At 65.1% G+C, this 16,377-nt stretch carries 15 protein-coding genes; 7 read left to right on the top strand and 8 right to left on the bottom strand.

Annotated features, from left to right (window positions below; all coding sequences use genetic code 11):
• Position 1: 1 nt before the first annotated feature.
• The 3 genes from AC0SZ7_RS28105 (at position 2) to AC0SZ7_RS28095 (ending at position 2,931) form a co-directional block, all read left to right on the top strand.
• Positions 2-1,804: an ABC transporter ATP-binding protein gene (locus tag AC0SZ7_RS28105; protein WP_475507438.1), complete on the top strand. Its 1,803-nt coding sequence runs from the start codon at positions 2-4 to the stop codon at positions 1,802-1,804.
• Positions 1,805-1,925: 121 nt separating this feature from the next.
• On the top strand, positions 1,926-2,141 hold the full coding sequence (locus AC0SZ7_RS28100) for a TOBE domain-containing protein (protein WP_008370939.1): 216 nt from the start codon (positions 1,926-1,928) through the stop codon (positions 2,139-2,141).
• An 82-nt stretch (positions 2,142-2,223) separates the two neighbouring features.
• The gene (locus AC0SZ7_RS28095; RefSeq protein ID WP_475507437.1) at positions 2,224-2,931 is read left to right on the top strand and encodes a metallophosphoesterase; all 708 of its coding nucleotides are present in this window, start codon (positions 2,224-2,226) and stop codon (positions 2,929-2,931) included.
• Between the two features lie 3 nt (positions 2,932-2,934).
• On the opposite strand, the gene AC0SZ7_RS28090 is transcribed toward AC0SZ7_RS28095, so the two are convergent.
• The 7 genes from AC0SZ7_RS28090 to dkgB all read right to left on the bottom strand — a co-directional run bounded on the left by AC0SZ7_RS28090 (position 2,935) and on the right by dkgB (position 10,909).
• A complete protein-coding gene (locus AC0SZ7_RS28090) occupies positions 2,935-4,491 on the bottom strand; it encodes a sensor domain-containing diguanylate cyclase (RefSeq protein WP_475507436.1) in 1,557 nt (518 codons plus the stop codon).
• A 241-nt stretch (positions 4,492-4,732) separates the two neighbouring features.
• A complete protein-coding gene (locus AC0SZ7_RS28085; protein WP_475507435.1) occupies positions 4,733-5,809 on the bottom strand; it encodes a GGDEF domain-containing protein in 1,077 nt (358 codons plus the stop codon).
• A 66-nt stretch (positions 5,810-5,875) separates the two neighbouring features.
• Positions 5,876-6,727 carry a 3-hydroxybutyryl-CoA dehydrogenase gene (locus AC0SZ7_RS28080; RefSeq protein ID WP_475507434.1) on the bottom strand — a complete coding sequence of 284 codons (852 nt, stop codon included), beginning with the start codon at positions 6,725-6,727 and terminating at the stop codon, positions 5,876-5,878.
• Between the two features lie 15 nt (positions 6,728-6,742).
• Positions 6,743-7,924, bottom strand: a complete 1,182-nt coding sequence (locus AC0SZ7_RS28075; RefSeq protein ID WP_475507433.1) for an acetyl-CoA C-acyltransferase family protein — start codon at positions 7,922-7,924, stop codon at positions 6,743-6,745.
• A 103-nt stretch (positions 7,925-8,027) separates the two neighbouring features.
• The gene (locus AC0SZ7_RS28070) at positions 8,028-8,468 is read right to left on the bottom strand and encodes a carboxymuconolactone decarboxylase family protein (protein ID WP_475507432.1); all 441 of its coding nucleotides are present in this window, start codon (positions 8,466-8,468) and stop codon (positions 8,028-8,030) included.
• Between the two features lie 80 nt (positions 8,469-8,548).
• Entirely contained in the window at positions 8,549-9,988 is a 1,440-nt protein-coding gene (pdxR, locus tag AC0SZ7_RS28065) for a MocR-like pyridoxine biosynthesis transcription factor PdxR (RefSeq protein WP_475507431.1), read from the bottom strand.
• 117 nt (positions 9,989-10,105) lie between these two features.
• Entirely contained in the window at positions 10,106-10,909 is an 804-nt protein-coding gene (gene dkgB / locus AC0SZ7_RS28060; RefSeq protein ID WP_475507430.1) for a 2,5-didehydrogluconate reductase DkgB, read from the bottom strand.
• Between the two features lie 296 nt (positions 10,910-11,205).
• Between dkgB and AC0SZ7_RS28055 the strand changes: the two genes are divergently transcribed.
• The 4 genes from AC0SZ7_RS28055 to AC0SZ7_RS28040 all read left to right on the top strand — a co-directional run bounded on the left by AC0SZ7_RS28055 (position 11,206) and on the right by AC0SZ7_RS28040 (position 15,486).
• Positions 11,206-12,690, top strand: a complete 1,485-nt coding sequence (locus tag AC0SZ7_RS28055; protein ID WP_475507429.1) for an NCS1 family nucleobase:cation symporter-1 — start codon at positions 11,206-11,208, stop codon at positions 12,688-12,690.
• Between the two features lie 132 nt (positions 12,691-12,822).
• Positions 12,823-14,124 carry a cation:dicarboxylate symporter family transporter gene (locus AC0SZ7_RS28050; protein ID WP_475507428.1) on the top strand — a complete coding sequence of 434 codons (1,302 nt, stop codon included), beginning with the start codon at positions 12,823-12,825 and terminating at the stop codon, positions 14,122-14,124.
• Positions 14,121-14,999, top strand: a complete 879-nt coding sequence (locus tag AC0SZ7_RS28045; RefSeq protein WP_475507427.1) for a DUF1932 domain-containing protein — start codon at positions 14,121-14,123, stop codon at positions 14,997-14,999. Before AC0SZ7_RS28050 ends, AC0SZ7_RS28045 begins: the two co-directional genes overlap by 4 nt.
• Positions 15,000-15,213: 214 nt before the next feature.
• Positions 15,214-15,486 (top strand): hypothetical protein, encoded by a 273-nt coding sequence (locus tag AC0SZ7_RS28040; protein WP_416424441.1) that lies wholly within the window; start codon positions 15,214-15,216, stop codon positions 15,484-15,486.
• Here the strand turns inward: AC0SZ7_RS28040 and AC0SZ7_RS28035 are convergent.
• Positions 15,464-15,946 carry an REP-associated tyrosine transposase gene (locus tag AC0SZ7_RS28035; protein ID WP_475507426.1) on the bottom strand — a complete coding sequence of 161 codons (483 nt, stop codon included), beginning with the start codon at positions 15,944-15,946 and terminating at the stop codon, positions 15,464-15,466. The genes AC0SZ7_RS28040 and AC0SZ7_RS28035 overlap by 23 nt on opposite strands.
• Between the last annotated feature and the right edge of the window lie 431 nt (positions 15,947-16,377).

Here is a 16,377-nt window from a genome sequence, read left to right as displayed (position 1 = left end):
CATGTCCCAGAGCACTGCAACGCCCGAAAAATGGAAGGTCGACCACCTTCCGGGCACCCCGTTGGGCTTCGTCCTGCTGTTCCTGCGCCGTTTCAAGGCTTGGTACCTGGCCATCCTGCTGCTGCAGATTGGCGCAGCCGTGTGCACGATCCTGGTCCCCTGGGGCCTGGGGCGCCTGACCGGGCTGATCAGCCACCTGGCCGATATTCACCAGGCCTTCGACGTTCTGCACACGCCGTTGCTGCTGTTCGCCGGCCTGCTGGTGCTGGAAATGCTGATGCTGCGCATCGGCAACGGCTGCCACATCCACGTGGTGCCCATCCAGCGCCGCGCCGTTACCCAGACGCTGTTTGCCTACCTGCAGCAGCACTCCCACCGCTTCGTCAGCAGCGAGTTCGCCGGCGCCCTGGCGCACAAGGTTTCGGAGGTGTCGATGGGGGTGAACATGACCATCGCCATCGTCCTGTTCGACCTGATTCCGGTGCTGGTCACCCTCAGCGTCTCGGTAGTGTTGCTGTACCTGGCCGCCCCGGCGCTGGGCCAGTTCATGCTGGTGTGGGCGCTGTTGTTCACCGGCATCAGCTACTGGTTGGCACGCCGCAGCCAGCCGCTGGCGCAGCAGTTTTCCTCGGCGCGCAGCCTCAGCAACGGCAAGGTGGTGGACGCGGTCAGCAACCTCACCAACATCCGCCTGTTCGCCCGCCACGCCTATGAATACGACTACCTCAACGGCTTTCTCAACCGCGAAATGAAGGCCGCCTACCGGGCGTTCATCTACATGGAGAAGATCCGCTGGCTACTGTCGGGGCTGGGCGTGGCGCTGAAACTGGGCATGGTGCTGCTGGCCCTGTACCTGTGGCGCGAGCAGCGCCTGGACCTGGCCGGTTTCGTCATGGCCACCAGCCTGTCGCTGCTGATTGTCAACGATGTGGGCAACCTGGCCCGGCGCCTGCTGGACTTCTTCGAGGCGGCCGGCAACATCGCCAACGGCGTGCGCACCCTGGTCCGCCCCCACGAGGTTACCGACCAGGCCGCCGCCGAGCGCCTGGAGGTGCAGCGCGGGCACATCGAGTTTCGCAACGTGACCTTCGGCTACCGCCCCGGGCAGGCGATTTTCCATGAGTTCAACGTGACCATCCCGCCCGGCCAGCGCGTGGGCCTGGTGGGCTCGTCGGGCTCGGGCAAGTCGACCCTGCTGAGCCTGCTACTGCGCCTGTACGACGTGCAGGGCGGGGCGGTGCTGATCGATGGCCAGGACGTGCGCCAGGTTACCCAGCACTCGCTGCACGGGCAGATCGGCCTCATACCCCAGGAGCCGGGGCTGTTCCACCGCACCATCCGTGAAAATATCCATTACGGCCGGCTGGATGCCAGCCATGAAGAACTGGACGCGGCCATTCACCGCGCCGGTGCCCAGGGTTTCATCGGCGAGATGGAGCACGGCTACGAGTCGCTGGTGGGCGAACGTGGGGTGAAGTTGTCCGGTGGGCAGCGGCAACGCATCGCCATCGCCCGGGTGATCCTCAAGAACGCGCCGATCCTGGTGATGGACGAGGCCACCTCCAGCCTCGACTCCATCACCGAGCGCTTCATTCAGGACAAGCTCGACGAGATCATGGACGACAAGACCGTGCTGGTGGTGGCCCACCGGCTGTCGACGGTGGCGCACCTGGACCGCATCCTGGTGATGGACCATGGGCGGTTGGTGGAGGATGGCAGCCATGAGGAACTGCTGCGCAAGCGCGGGCACTATTACCGGTTGTGGAGCCGCCAGGCCCAGGCGGCGGAAGAATTGACCTCGTGAATATATATGCACTTTGGGAATATCAAAAGCACAATCAATTCCTTTTGATTTTAACTGGGCTGGGGCACAGTAAACCCATCGCGGCACTGGGCCGCAACTTCCAACACAAGGGAATCGTGCCATGACCATCAAAGCCATCAACGTACGCAACCAGTTCAAAGGCGTGATCAAGGAGATCATCGAAGGCCCGGTGGTATCGGAAATCGATGTGCAGACGGCTTCCGGCATCGTCACCTCGGTGATCACCACGCGCTCCATCCATGAGCTGGAGCTGAAAGTGGGCAGCGAAGTGATCGCGTTCGTGAAGTCCACCGAAGTGTCCATCGCCAAGCTCTGAGCCATCCCCGGCAAGCTATTCATTGACCGCGCGGCGCCACGGGACGAATATCGTGGTGCAGCGAGGCTCAAGGAGGCAGGCCATGAACAAATTCGCCCATTACGCACGCAACCCCAGTGGTCGCGATTTTGCCGTGGGCGACATCCATGGCCACTTCGGCCGCCTGCAAGCCACCCTTGACCGCCTGGGCTTCGACCCGGCCACCGACCGCCTGTTCAGCGTGGGCGACCTGGTGGACCGCGGCCCGCAAAGCGAAGAGTGCCTGGAGTGGCTGGACCGCCCCTGGTTCTTTGCCGTGCAGGGCAACCACGAAGCCCTGGCCATCCAGCACCACGCCAACATCAGCGTCGACGAGCGCATGTACCGCGCCAGCGGCGGCGCCTGGTTCCTGGACGCCAGCGCAGAAAAACAGCAGTTGTACGCCCAGCGTTTCAGCCAGCTGCCGGTGGCGCTGGAAGTGGAGACCAGCCGTGGCCTGGTAGGCCTGGTGCACGCCGACTGCCCGTTTCCCACCTGGCGCCAGTTGCGCGACTTCCTGCAGCACCGCTGGCCTGGCGATACCTACACCGACGAAGGCTGCCAGTGGTCGCGGGCCCGCATCAAGCGTGGCGACGGCAGCGGCATTCGTGACGTGCGCGCGGTGATTGTCGGCCACACGCCGCTGCGTAGGCCACGGCGCCTGGGCAACGTCTGGCACATCGACACGGCGGGCTGGAGCGAGGGCTATTTCACCCTGATGGAACTGGGCAGCCTGGAGCCGCTGAGCGTGCCGGCGGCCGTTACCCGCTGACGCTTACACCAGCGGTTCGGGCTGCACCTGGCGCTGCGGCTGGGGTGGGTAGAGGCGGTTGCGGCCGTGGCTCTTGGCCTGGTACAGGGCCTGGTCGGCGGCCTGGATCAACAGGTGCGGCTGGGTGTCTTCGCCTTCCGGCACCCACACGTGCACGCCCGCACTCAAGGTCACCAGGCCGCCGTCGTTGCCGGCGTGGTGAATCATCAGCGCGCGCACGCTGTCGAGAATCTTGTGCGCCACCTGCCAGGTGCCGGTCCAGTCGCTTTCGGGCAACACCACCAGCAGCTCTTCACCGCCATAGCGCACCACCAGGTCACTGCTGCGGCCCACGCAGTCCAGCACCGCGCGGCCCACGGCGCGCAGGCACTGGTCGCCGGCGGGGTGGCCGTACAGGTCGTTGAAGCGCTTGAAATGGTCGACGTCGAGCATGATCAACCCCAGCGGCTTGCTGTTGCGCCGGGCGCGGCCGATTTCGTGGGGCAGGGCGGCATCCAGCTGGCGGCGGTTGGCAAGCCCGGTGAGGGCGTCCTGCATGGCCAGGATCTCCAGCGCGGCGTGGGCGTTGCGCAGTTGCGCCTCGGTGCGCAGGCCGTAGCGCAGCTGGCGAATCAGCGCGATGCCGAATATCGACAGCGCCACGCCCACCACCAGGATAAACGCCGCCGAGCGCAGCAGGTTGGCGTGCCAGGTGGCATAGATGGCGTCCTTGGACTGCGCGGCTTCCACCACCAGCGGGTACCTGTCCAGTGACTTGTAGCTGAACAGCCGTGACACGCCGTCGATCAGCGACGGCATCATGCTGCTGCCCGAGGGCTGGTTGGGCAGCAGTTCGCTGAACACCCGGCCCTTGGCCAGGCTGGTGCCGATCACGTGCTCGTCGAACGGCCGCCGGGCCAGCACCGTGCCGTTGCCCAGGGCCAGCACGATGACGCCCTGGCGGTCGAGGTCGAAGGATTGGTAGAAACGGTTGAAGAACTCCAGGTCCAGGGTTGCCAGGGCCACCCCGGCAAACGCGCCGTCCGGCCCTTCGATGCGCCGCGACACAGGGATGATCAGCTGGTTGTTGGTGCGGCTGCGTATTACCGGGCCGATGTGCACGGCGTTGCCGCGGTTGAAGCGGTGGAACTGGAAATATTCGCGGTCGGCGTTGTTGACGCCGGCCGGGTCGACGTCGTTGGAGGTCACCAGCCAGCGGCCGTCCTTGTCGTAGATGAACAGGCCGTGCAGCTGCGTCAGTTCATGGGTGCGGGCCTGCATCAGGCGGTGCAGGCGCGTCAGCTGTCCGGGGCCGGTGCCGTCGCTTTGTACCCGTTCGGCAAGGTCTGCCAGCACCGTGTCGGCTTCCTGCACGGTGCTTTCGGCGTGCTGGGCAAGCGAGCGGGCAAGGTTGGCGGTGTGGGTCTGCGCCACCCGCAGCGCCTGGGTGCGGGCGGTCCAGCTTTGCCAGGTGTCCAGGCCCACCAACGACAGCAGCACCAGCGCCATGAAGCCGATTGCGAGGCGTTGCGCCGAGGGCCGAGCCTTGAGAATGATGCGCTGTTGCAGATTTTCCAGCATCGGCGGCCATGTATGGATATGTGCGTTTTCACAGTGTAGCAGCGGGTCGCCGAGCCGCGTCCGCGGACGTTCGGCGGTGGCCCGGGACGCGGCCTGCGGCCGCTGCTACGGGGGCGCGTGTACCTTCGTCGATCGCGTCGTCTGCATCGCGGCCAAGGCCGGCTCCTACCACGGACAGCGTAGGAGCCGACTTTAGTCGCGATGCAGGCAACGCGGTTTCAAGACAGTTGCTGCTACAGGGTTATCGGTCGTTGAAGGTGTAGCGGTCCTTGCCGTTGTGCTTGGCGGCATACAGTGCCTGGTCGGCCTTGACCAGCGCCATGGTCATGCTGTCGCGCGGGTCGATGTGCGCCACGCCGATGCTGATGGTCACCGGGTAGCGTACTGGCGCTGTGCGCACCGTGGCGCACAGGGCGTCCACGCGGCGGGCCACTTCGTCGCGGCCCAGGCCCCAGATGTACAGGGCGAACTCCTCGCCGCCCAGCCGCGCGTAGACGAACTCGCCCATGCAGGCCTTGATGTCGGCGGCGATGCGCTTGAGCACCACGTCGCCGATGTCGTGGCCATGGGTGTCGTTGACCTTCTTGAAGTTGTCTATGTCGATCATCGCCAGGTAGTGGTCGCCGTCACGGGCGGCAGCAGGCAGGCGCTTGCCGGCCAGGGTCAGGAATGAACGGCGGTTGGGAATTTCGGTGAGGGTGTCGAAGTAGGCCTGGTCCAGCAATTGGCGCGACATATAGAAGTTGTGCAGTTTTATCAGCCGCAGCGAAAAGTAGGCGTAAGTGGTCAAGGCGCTGAGGAACAGCGCGTAGCACACCACCAGGCTGCCCTTCAGGTCGAACGGCTGAAGGTCGCTTGCGAACGGGTTGAGGACGACCCAGGTGATGGCCAGCGTGGCGTAGAAGCCCCTGCGCCGCTGCGGCATGACCGTGGCGGTGAACAGGATGGTGGCCGCAGCCACCACCAGCCAGCCTACCTCAAGGTCGTTGGGCAGGCCGTTGATCACCAGGCGCGTGGCCGTGGCGATCACTAGCACGAAGGCCAGGTTCAGCCATTCGAAATGGCGCACCCGGCGCACGTACGCCACCGCCAGCACCAGCGCCGCCAGGGGCAGCATGAACACCAGCGAACGCCAGGTAAGGCCCTGGCCGGCCTGGAAGCTGACGATCAGGTCGAACATCAGCCATATGAACAGGCTGGCGCCGAGTACCAGCACGCAGAAGCGCCGCATGCGCTCGAAGTCGTGCTGGAAGAACTCGTCCACCCGCTCGGGGGGCATCGGCGTCTTGAGTAGCTGCGTCTCGATGGTCTTGAACATGCGCGGCCTGGGTCCTTCAGGTTGCCGGTTAGAGCAAAGCAGCCGCGCGTGTGCTTGTCCAGTCTGTTACGTGTACAGGTGGAAGCCGCGCCCGGCCTTGCGCCCCAGGTAGCCGGCGGCGACCATTTCGCGCAGCAGGGGGGCGGCGCGGTATTTGCTGTCGCCAAAGCCCTCCAGGAACGAATCCATGATCGCCAGCAGGGTGTCCAGGCCGATCAGGTCGGCCAGCGCCAACGGGCCGATGGGCTGGTTGCAGCCCAGGCGCATGCCGGTGTCGATGTCCTCGGCGCTGGCCAGGCCTTCGCTGAGCACCAGGATGGCCTCGTTGATCATCGGCACCAGAATGCGGTTGACCACGAAGCCTGGGCGGTTGCCGGCGCTGATGGCGGTCTTGCCCAGGCGCCCGCTCAGTTCCAGGGCCACGGCGTTGGCGGCATCGCTGGTCTGCAGGCCGCGAATCACCTCCACCAGCGCCATCATCGGCACCGGGTTGAAGAAGTGCAGGCCGATGAAGCGCTCAGGGGCGTTGACGCTGGCGGCCAGTTGGGTCACCGACAACGACGAGGTGTTGGTGGCGATGATGCACTGGTCACTGACCTGCGCGGCAATCTGCTGCAGTATCTTCAGCTTGAGCCCGAGGTTCTCGGTGGCGGCCTCGATCACCAGCTGGGCAGCAGCCAGGCGCGCGTAGTCGGTGCTGGTGGTGATGCGCGCCAGGGCCTGGTCGGCCTGGTCCTGCGTCAGGGTTTCCTTGCTGACCTGGCGTTGCAGGTTCTTGCCCAGGGTGGCCAGGCCTTTTTCCAGGGCGGCGTCGCTGATGTCCAGCAGGGTGACGCTGTAGCCGGACAGCGCGCACACCTGCGCGATGCCATTGCCCATGGTGCCGGCGCCGATGACGGCGATGTGTTGCACGGTCATGTCATGTTCCTTCAATTAAACGCGTTCGAACAATACGGCGATACCCTGGCCGCCACCGATGCACATGGTCGCCAGGCCATAGCGGCCCTGGGTGCGGTGCAATTCGTGGATGGCCTTGGTGGCGATGATCGCGCCGGTGGCGCCCACCGGGTGGCCCAGGGAGATGCCCGAGCCATTGGGGTTGACCTTGGCCGGGTCGAAATCCAGCTCGCGGGCCACGGCGCAGGCCTGGGCGGCGAAGGCTTCGTTGGACTCGATCACGTCCAGGTCCTGCACGCGCAGGCCGGCCTTGAGCAGCACCTGGCGGGTGGCGGGAATCGGCCCCAGGCCCATCAGCGCCGGCTCCACGCCGGCGTGGCCGTAACCCACCAGCCGCGCCAGCGGCACAAGGTTATGGGCGCGCACGGTCTCGGCGGTAGCCAGCACCAGCGCGGCGGCGCCGTCGTTGAGGCTGGAGGCGTTGCCCGGGGTTACCGTGCCGTCCTTCTTGAACGCCGGCTTCATCTTCGCCAACTGCTCGGCGTCCACGGCGCGCACGTTTTCGTCCTCGGCGAAGGTCACCGGGCCTTTGCGCGTGGCAATCTCGATAGGCACGATCTGCGAGGCAAACCGCCCCTCGGCAATGGCCCGCGCGGCGCGCTGCTGGCTGACCAGCGCCAGTTCATCCTGCATCTGCCGGGTTATGCCGTACTTTTCGGCAATGTTCTCCGCGGTGATGCCCATGTGAATGCTGGCGAACGGGTCGTGCAGCACGCCCAGCATGTAGTCCAGCGCCTGGATATCGCCCATGCGCGCGCCCCAGCGGGTCTGTTGCAGGAAATACGGGCCACGGCTCATCGACTCGACACCGCCGGCCAACACCGCGCCGGCGTCGCCCAGCAACAGGCTCTGCGCCGCCGAAACGATGGCCTGCAGGCCGGAGCCGCACAGGCGGTTGACGTTGAATGCAGGTGTCTCTTGAGGAATGCCGGCGTTGACCGCCGCCACCCGCGACACGTAGGCGTCGCGCGGCTCGGTGGGGATCACCGTGCCGAACACCACATGGCCGATGTGCTCGGGGGCCAGTTTGGCCCGCTCAAGGGCGGCGCGGGCCAGGTCGGTGGCCAGTTGGGTGGGCGGTACATCCTTGAGCGAACCGCCAAAACTGCCGATGGCCGAGCGCGCGGCGCTGACCACGAAGATTTCCGGGGTGGACATGGGGAGGGCTCCTGACTGGGCGTATTGTTTTTTGCCCAGTCTAGAGCGCTCAGGGGGGATTTGTCTCTTGCGGGAACTCAGCGGTCCCAGGGCGAACCGCGAGTCAGGCCTGCGGCACCATGGCGAAGCCCACGCCGAAACGGTTCCAGGCATTGATCGTGGCAATCGCCAGGGTCAGGTTAGCCACTTCCGCTTCGCTGAAGTGCTCAAGCAACGCTTCATATTGATGTTGTGGCGCGTGATGGATGGACAGCAGCGTCAGGCTTTCCACCCAGGCCAATGCCGCACGCTCACGCGGGGTGAAGAACGGCGTTTCTTCCCACACGGTCAGGGTCTGCAGGCGGGCCTCGGTTTCGCCCGCCTTGCGCGCATCGTTGGCGTGCATGTTCACGCAGTAGGCGCAGCCGTTGAGCTGCGAAGCGCGCAGGCGCACCAGCTCCAGCAGCGAGTTTTCCAGGCCGGATTTTGCCAGGGCCATCTCCAGGCCAACCATGGCCTTGTAGGCGTCGGGTGCGACTTTGGCCCATTCGATGCGCTTGTTCATTTCGGTGTCTCCGGGGTAGATGTTGTGTGGGAGCTACCTTAACGCTCAGGCCAATTGCACCGAATAGCCAATGCGGCGCTTTACCGGGGGGCCAATTGCTGGAAGATGTCACGCACCCGGTCCAGGGCCGGGTCGATGTCCAGCAGGTCGATGGCGCCGAAGCCCAGCAACAGCCCCGGCACCGGCGTTTGCCGGCTGTAGAACGGCGTGATCGGGTACAGGCCCACCTCGGCCTTGCGCGCCACGTTGATCAGCACCCCCAGGTCGGCGTCCGACTGGCTCAGGGCGGTCAGGTGGTAGCCGGCGGTGGCGGGCACGGCGGCCAGCCAGGGCGCCAGGTCACCGGCCAGGCGCTGCAGAATGCGTTCGCGGCGGGCGCTGTACACCTCGAAGCAGCGGCGTACGTGCTTGAGCAGTTCGCCCTCGGTGATGAACTTGGCCAAGGCCCATTGGCTGAGGGTGGGCGTGTGCCAGTCGGTCAACTGCTTGGCCACTTTCACCGCTTGCAGAATGGCCGCCGGCAGCACCGCGTAGCCCAGGCGCAGTTCGGGCAGCAGGGTCTTGGAGAAAGTGCCGATGTAGGCCACCAGGCCGTAAGGGTCCAGGCTCTGCAGGGAGTCGGTGGGCGGCCCCTCGTAGCGGAACTCGCTGTCGTAGTCGTCCTCGATGATGATCGCCCCCAGCTGCGCGGCGCGGGCCAACAGCGCCTGGCGGCGGGCCAGGCTCATGGGCATGCCCAGCGGAAACTGGTGCGAGGGGGTGACGTAGATCAACCGGGTGCCCTCCGGGATCAGCTCCACGCGCAGCCCTTGGTCGTCCACCGGCACGTCCACCACGTCGGCGCGCTGGGCGGCGAACAGCTGGCGGGCGAAGGGGTAGCCGGGGTCTTCCATGGCCACCTTGCAACCGGGCTCGATCAGCACCCGGGCAATCAGGTCCAGCGCCTGCTGCGCGCCGTTGGTGATCAGCACGCTGTCGACACTGGCGCGCACGCCGCGGGCAAAGCCGATGTGCCGCGCCACGGCTTCGCGCAGCTCGGGCAGCCCTTGAGGGTCACCGTGCAAGGCGCGCGAGCGGTTGAACTGGCGCAGGGCGTAAAGGGTGCAGCGCCGCCACTGGTCGAAAGGGAAGTGGGTTTTCAGCGACGCGCCGCCGATGAATTCATAGCGGGCGCGGCCCTGGGCCGCGGCATGGCTGAGCGGCATGGGCATGTCGCGCCACAGCGCCAGCACGGCGGCGCTCGCCAGCGGCGAGGCCGGTTGCACGTCGGGCTGGGTGATGGGCCGGGCATTGACGAAGGTGCCGCTGCCCACGCGGCCGCTGAGCAGGTTGTCGTAAGTCAGGCGTGAATAGGCATCGGCCACGGTCTTGCGTGACACGCCCAGTTGCGTCGCCAGCAGGCGCGTGGGCGGCAGCTGGGTGCCGGCGGCCAGGCGGCCGCTGTCGATGGCGTCGTACAGTTGGCGGTAGAGTTGCTCGCCCAGATCCTTGCGGGTGGGGAAGGTGATGTGCAGTTCCATGGGTGCATGCAGGCAGCGAATGACAACGCCATCGTAGCAGCTGCCGCAGGCTGCGTCCGGCGGCGGTCCTGCGTTGCTCCAGGACGCGGCCTTCGGCCGCTGCTACGGGGGGGGGCGTCAGTCCCAGTGGGGGGCCACGCTGGCCGGGCTGGTGAGGCGTTCGCCGCGGTCCAGGGCGGCGATTGCGGCCATGTCGGCGTCGCTCAGGCGCAGGTTTACGGCCGCCAGGTTGCTGGCCAGGTTGTTGCGGCGGGTGGACGACGGGATCACCGCGTAGCCCAGCTGCATGGCCCACGCCAGGGTGACCTGGGCGGTGGTGGCCTGGTGGCGCGCGGCGATGGCGGCGATCACCGGGTCATCAATGACCTTGCCGTAGGCCAGGGTCATGTACGAGGTGACCTGGATGCCCTGGTTGCGGGCGAACTCGGCCACCTTGCGGTTCTGCAGGTAGGGGTGCAACTCGATCTGGTTGGTGGCGATTTCGCCAGCGCCGACCACGGCGATGGCTTGCTGCATCAGCTCGATGGTGAAGTTCGACACGCCGATCTGGCGGGTCAGGCCCAGCGCCTTGGCTTCGGCGAGGGCGGTCATGAATTCGCTCACGGCCACAGCGTTTTTGGGTGATGGCCAGTGGATCAGGGTCAGGTCGACATGGTCGGTGCGCAGCTTGGCCAGGCTCTCGCGCAGGCTGGGAATCAGCTTCTCGGCAGCGAAGTTGTCGACCCAGATCTTGGTGGTGATGAACAGCTCGTCGCGCGGCACAGTGCTCTCGGTAATAGCCTGGCCGATTTCAGCCTCGTTGCCGTAGATCTGTGCTGTATCGATCGTGCGGTAGCCCAGTTCCAGCGCGGTGCGCACCACGTCGATGACAACCTGGTCTTTGAGGCGGAAGGTGCCGAGGCCGAAGGCGGGGATGCTCATGGGGCGTTTCCTGTGACAGTGATAGAGGATAGGCGCCCAGTATCGAATCCATCCCGGCAGGGAAACAGAGCGGCTGCGGCATTTGATATTTGCGTAGCGGTCACGAATAAGTGCGCACGCCCGTGACGGCGCACCAATACGAGTCCTGACCGATCGGACAGCAACCGTGCCATGTCCAGCATCTGAAAATAATGCGAGTGGCATCAGGAGCTTGCAGCAGGTGTGGGACAGGGTGCCTGTGCACGGCACGGTAATTGATAGCCCCTGAGTCATAACAACCTTTCAAGGACGCGGCCATGCACCCCACCCAATCCACCGTCACCGAGCGTGACGGCCTGTTTGAGCTGCACGCGGGTACCGACGTGCTGGACAGCCCCCGGTACAACGCCGATATCGCACCCACCAAGGTTCATGAGCGTACCTGGAACCAATGGCACATCACCGCGTTGTGGGTTGGCATGTCCATCTGTGTGCCGACCTACACCCTTGGCGGGGTGCTTACCGCCTATTTCGGCCTGACGGTAGGGGAGGCGCTGCTGGCCATACTGTTGGCCAACGTCATCGTGCTGGTGCCCCTGACCCTCAATGCCTTCGCCGGCACTAAATATGGCATTCCCTTCCCGGTGTTGCTGCGCGCCTCGTTCGGGGTCATGGGCTCCAACGTGCCGTGCCTGATCCGTGCCCTGGTGGCCTGTGGCTGGTTCGGCATCCAGACGCTGTTCGGCGGCCTGGCCATTCACCTGTTCCTGGGCTCGGTGTTCGAAGGCTGGAAGGCCCTGGGCGGGACCGGCGAGGTGATCGGCTTCCTGCTGTTCTGGTGCCTCAACCTGTGGGTGGTCATCCGCGGCGCCGAGTCCATCAAGTGGTTGGAGACCCTGTCGGCGCCGCTATTGGTGTTGGTGGGCGTGGGCCTGCTGGTGTGGGCCTTGCCGAACATATCCCTCACCGAGCTATTGGCACAGCCGCCCAAGCGGCCGGAGGGCGCCAGCGTTGTCAGCTATTTCTGCGCCGGGCTCACCGCCATGGTCGGTTTCTGGGCAACGCTGTCACTGAATATTCCCGACTTCAGCCGCTACGCCAAGAGCCAGAAGGCCCAAGTTGTCGGCCAGATCCTCGGGTTGCCGCTGACCATGTTCCTGTTCGCCTCCCTGGGCGTGGTCATGACCGCCGCCTCGGTGTCGCTGGTGGGCGAGATGGTGTCCGACCCGGTCACCCTCATCGGCCACATCAAGAGTCCAGCCTGGGTGGCGGTGGCCATGGCGCTGATCGTCGTTGCCACGTTGTCTACCAACACGGCGGCCAACATCGTCTCGCCCACCAATGACTTCCAGAACCTGGCGCCCAAGCTCATTGGCCGTACCCGCGCGGTGTTGCTGACCGGCGTGGTGGGGCTATTGCTGATGGGGCATGAGTTGCTGAAGAAACTTGGCTGGATTGTCTCGGATATCAGCCTCGAGAAAGTGTTTTCGAACTGGCTTCTGGGCTATTCCAGCCTGCTGGGGCCCATCGCCGGGATCATGGTGGTGGACTATTTCCTGATCCGCAAACAGCAACTGGACCTGGCCGGGCTGTACAAGGATGGCGTCTATCCGGCGTGGCACTGGCGCGGGTTCGTGGCGTTCGGGGTGCCTGCGGTGTTGACACTGCTGTCGCTGGGAAGCTCGGCGTTCAGCTGGTTTTACGACTATGGCTGGTTCACCGGTTCGGCGTTGGGCGGCTTGTTGTATTACGGCTTGTGCAAAGTTCGTGAACCTTCTGCCGTGGTAGTGGCGACCCCGTAAACTCCCGACGGAGGCGGGCAGGCGCCAAGTTGTATAAACAAAACGCATGCCCCCCACAAACGAACGCATTTCCCCAGCAAAATCCATCCATGCAACCCTCGGGAGACATAAAAACAACAACGAGGTACACCCATGAAATGGCTTGGCAAGCTATACGTCCAGGTGCTTATCGCCATGGCCCTGGCCATCGCCCTGGGGCTGCTGGCACCGGATGTGGCGGTGCAGATGAAGCCCCTGGGCACGGCGTTCATCGCTTTGTTGAAGATGCTGCTGGGGCCGATCATCTTCTTCACCGTGGTCCACGGCATCGCCCACATCGGCGACTTCCGCCGCCTGGGCCGTATCGGCATCAAGACCCTGGTGTATTTCGAGGTGGTCAGCACCCTGGCCATGCTCACCGGCTTCGTGGTGGTGTCGCTGGTGCGGCCCGGTGACGGGCTGCACCTGCACATGGCCGACACCCTGACCGGCGAGGCGGCAGGGCAGACCGCAGCCCTGGCCGCCGACAGTTTCAGCCTCAGCCACTTCATGCTGTCGATCATCCCGCGCACCCTCGGGGCGGCCTTCGTTGATGGCGAGATTCTGCCGGTGCTGTTCGTCTCGGTGCTGGTCGGCGTGGCCCTGGCGCAATGCGCGAAGCCCGACTGGGTGGGCCTGCGCCTGCTCAATGAAGGGCAGGTGGTGATCTTCAAGCTGCTGGGCTACATCATGCGCCTGTCGCCCCTGGGTGCGTTTGGGGCCATGGCGGCAGCGGTGGGCAGCTACGGGCATTCGACCCTGCTGTACCTGCTGCGCTACGTCTTTACCTACTACGCGAGCGTGCTGATTTTCATCTTCCTGATCCTGGGCAGCGTCGCGGCGCTGGCGGGGTTCTCGCTGCTGAAGATTCTGCGGGTGATCAAGGAAGAGGCGATCATCGCCATGGGCACCGCCTCCAGCGAAGCGGCGTTCCCGCGCCTGGTGGACAAGCTCAAGCAGGCCGGTTGCGATGAAGCGGTGGTGGGCTTCGTGCTGCCGGCCGGCTACAGTTTCAACATCGACGGCGCCTGCCTGTACATGGCCTGCGGCCTGGGCTTCCTGGCCCAGGCCACCGACACCTCGTTGTCCTGGGGCCAGCAGTTGAGCCTGTTGGCGGTGATGCTGCTGACCTCCAAGGGCGGCGCCGGCTCGGCCGGCGGGGCGGTGATCAAGCTGGCCGCCACCCTGCAGACCGTGCGGGTGCTGCCCATGGGCGCGGTGGGCTTGCTGTTCGGCATCGACCGGGTGCTGGCCATCGCCACCTCCACCACCAACGTCATCGGTAACAGCGTGGCGGTGTTCGTTATCTGCCGCTGGGAAAAACTCTTCGACCGCCAGCGCTTCGACGCCTACCTCGCTGCCCCCGAACGCGCCGCCACGGCGCCTGTTGCCACTTTGCCAGAGAGCTCAAAATGACAGACCACAGCCTTCGCATTGCCCTGATCGGTTTCGGCGAAGCCGGCGGTATCCTTGGCCACGACCTGGCGTCGCAGGGCCTCGCGGTGCGCGCTTTCGACCGCTTGGGCGAGGCCCTGCGCGCCAAAGCCACGGCCAGTGGCGTAGCCCTGTTTAATACGGTTGCCGAAGCGATTGCCGGCGCCGAGCTGATCATCAGCGCCGTCACTGCCGGCTCCGCCCTGGGCGTGGCCGAGCAGGTGGCTGGGCTGATGGTGCCGGGGCAGGTGTTCATGGACATCAACTCGGTGGCGCCCAACACCAAGCGCAGCGCCTGTGCCGCCATCACGGCCGCCGGCGGCAGCTACATTGACGCCGCCGTGATGGCGCCGGTACCGCCCCAGCGCCTGCAGACGCCGTTGCTGCTGGGCGGCGAGCGCGCCGAGGAAGTCGCAGGGTGGCTGGCACCCCTGGGCTTCAACGTGCGCGTGGTCGCCGAGGAGGTCGGCGTGGCCTCGGCCATCAAGATGTGCCGCAGCGTGATGATCAAGGGGCTGGAGGCGCTGACCACCGAGTGCCTGTCCACCGCCCGGCAATATGGCGCCGAGGACGCGGTGCTGGCGTCGCTGCACAAGAGCTTCCCCAGCATGGGCTGGGACGCCGAGCTCCCGCATTACCTGATCAGCCGCGTGGCCGAACATGGCCGGCGCCGTGCCGAAGAGATGGAGGAAGTGGCCAAGACCGCGGCGGATGTGGGCGTGGCGCCGAATATGAGTTTGGCCATTGTCGCTACCCAGCGCGGGTTGGTGGAGCGCATGGCGGAGCAGGGCATGACGTATGCCGATACGGTGCCGTTTGATTGGACGCGGTTGGTGGATGCGTTGGTTGTACGATGACTGACCGTCCATCGTTTGCTTGCTAACAGGTGTGGAATTAACCAAACAGTACATGTAAAATTCCCTTCATTCGGCCACCAGAGCCGCAGGAGCACGCCTCCTTCCTTCTTATAAAAAAGCCCGTCCATGCGACGGGCTTTTTCGTTTCCGCTTTTTGATTCACAGCCGCGCACGGACTGCGCCCCCCTGTACCTTTTAGAGAGACTGAAAAACCATGCTGCGCCTGGTCCTGCTTTTCCTGTTGCAAACGTTCCGCCGCCTGTTCAGCGGTACCTCCGTCAGCCCGCGCGCCGAACTGCAGGGCGCCCACGAAGAACATGACGAAGGTCGTTGGACCGCTACCTCCATCGCCATCATCTGCGCCTTGGTGCTGTACATCATTGGTGGCTTGGGCCTGTACGGCAAAACCCACATCTGGGACACCCTGACCCCTGCGCAGAAAGACTTCATCGTGCAGTCGATGATTACTGATCAGCAGGTGTTGTAAGCGCGCTTTCGGTGCGCCAGCACGCGTCCCAGATCGGGTAGCCGGCGGGACACGCCACGATCCCGGCGCGAATCGGATTGGCGACCACATAACGTGCCATGCGCATGAGATCCTCTTCCTGGCGCAGGGCGTGGTCGTGATAGCCCCGTTGCCAGACGGGGCCCGAGGTGCCGCCAGCGCGATTGATACCAAGCGTTGATCGAGACTTGAGGCGCCCCATCAGCCCGGCCAGGGTGCCTTGGCGCAGCTCTGCCAGCCAATGTAGATGGTCAGGCATCAGCACCCAGCAGATGGTGCGCGCGGCTTGCTCCCGCTCGGCTGTTTTGATTGCATCGATCACCGGGCGTGCAAGGTGCCGGTGCGTGAAAAGCGTCTTGCGATCGAGAGTGACCGTGGTCAACAGGTACACGCGATTCAATTCAGAGAAGCGACCGTTCCGCAGGTTGGATGATTTGTGCATGGGGGGAGTGCCTCCTTGGCAAAACCCAAACCTAGTGCATGCGGGCGCGCTGCGGGGCTCTGAATAGCTTCTGATTATTGCCGGCTGTGCGAATCGCGGTGCCGGCTCCTACCACGGTCGGCGGTAGGAGCCGGCCTTGGCCGCGATGGCCGCGACGCCGGTCGCATGGCAGGGGCATTCGCGGTGTATGCATCGCGACCAAGGTCGGCTCCTACCCCGGTCGGCGGTAGGAGCCGGCCTTGGCCGCGATGGCCGCGACGCCGGTCGCATGGCAGGGGCATTTGCGGTGTATGCATCGCGACCAAGGTCGGCTCCTACCCCGGTCGGCGGTAGGAGCCGGCCTTGGCCGCGATGGCCGCGACGCCGGTCGCATGGCAGGTTCATTTGCGGTGTATGCATCGCGACCAAGGTCGGCTCCTACCCCGGTTGGC

The sequence above is a fragment of the Pseudomonas sp. JC1203 genome (assembly GCF_056175065.1).
This window is presented reverse-complemented; position numbering and strand designations above follow the sequence as displayed.

Excerpts from the sequence above, each read along its gene's own strand:
- AC0SZ7_RS28090 (WP_475507436.1), bottom strand. The coding sequence starts at position 4,491 with ATGCTGGAAAATCTGCAACAGCGCATCATTCTCAAGGCTCGGCCCTCG.
- AC0SZ7_RS28070 (WP_475507432.1), bottom strand. The coding sequence starts at position 8,468 with ATGAACAAGCGCATCGAATGGGCCAAAGTCGCACCCGACGCCTACAAG.
- dkgB (WP_475507430.1), bottom strand. The coding sequence starts at position 10,909 with ATGAGCATCCCCGCCTTCGGCCTCGGCACCTTCCGCCTCAAAGACCAG.
- AC0SZ7_RS28080 (WP_475507434.1), bottom strand. The coding sequence starts at position 6,727 with ATGACCGTGCAACACATCGCCGTCATCGGCGCCGGCACCATGGGCAAT.
- AC0SZ7_RS28055 (WP_475507429.1), top strand. The coding sequence starts at position 11,206 with ATGCACCCCACCCAATCCACCGTCACCGAGCGTGACGGCCTGTTTGAG.
- AC0SZ7_RS28085 (WP_475507435.1), bottom strand. The coding sequence starts at position 5,809 with ATGTTCAAGACCATCGAGACGCAGCTACTCAAGACGCCGATGCCCCCC.
- AC0SZ7_RS28075 (WP_475507433.1), bottom strand. The coding sequence starts at position 7,924 with ATGTCCACCCCGGAAATCTTCGTGGTCAGCGCCGCGCGCTCGGCCATC.
- AC0SZ7_RS28050 (WP_475507428.1), top strand. The coding sequence starts at position 12,823 with ATGAAATGGCTTGGCAAGCTATACGTCCAGGTGCTTATCGCCATGGCC.
- AC0SZ7_RS28035 (WP_475507426.1), bottom strand. The coding sequence starts at position 15,946 with ATGCACAAATCATCCAACCTGCGGAACGGTCGCTTCTCTGAATTGAAT.
- AC0SZ7_RS28045 (WP_475507427.1), top strand. The coding sequence starts at position 14,121 with ATGACAGACCACAGCCTTCGCATTGCCCTGATCGGTTTCGGCGAAGCC.
- AC0SZ7_RS28040 (WP_416424441.1), top strand. The coding sequence starts at position 15,214 with ATGCTGCGCCTGGTCCTGCTTTTCCTGTTGCAAACGTTCCGCCGCCTG.
- pdxR (WP_475507431.1), bottom strand. The coding sequence starts at position 9,988 with ATGGAACTGCACATCACCTTCCCCACCCGCAAGGATCTGGGCGAGCAA.
- AC0SZ7_RS28100 (WP_008370939.1), top strand. The coding sequence starts at position 1,926 with ATGACCATCAAAGCCATCAACGTACGCAACCAGTTCAAAGGCGTGATC.
- AC0SZ7_RS28105 (WP_475507438.1), top strand. The coding sequence starts at position 2 with ATGTCCCAGAGCACTGCAACGCCCGAAAAATGGAAGGTCGACCACCTT.
- AC0SZ7_RS28095 (WP_475507437.1), top strand. The coding sequence starts at position 2,224 with ATGAACAAATTCGCCCATTACGCACGCAACCCCAGTGGTCGCGATTTT.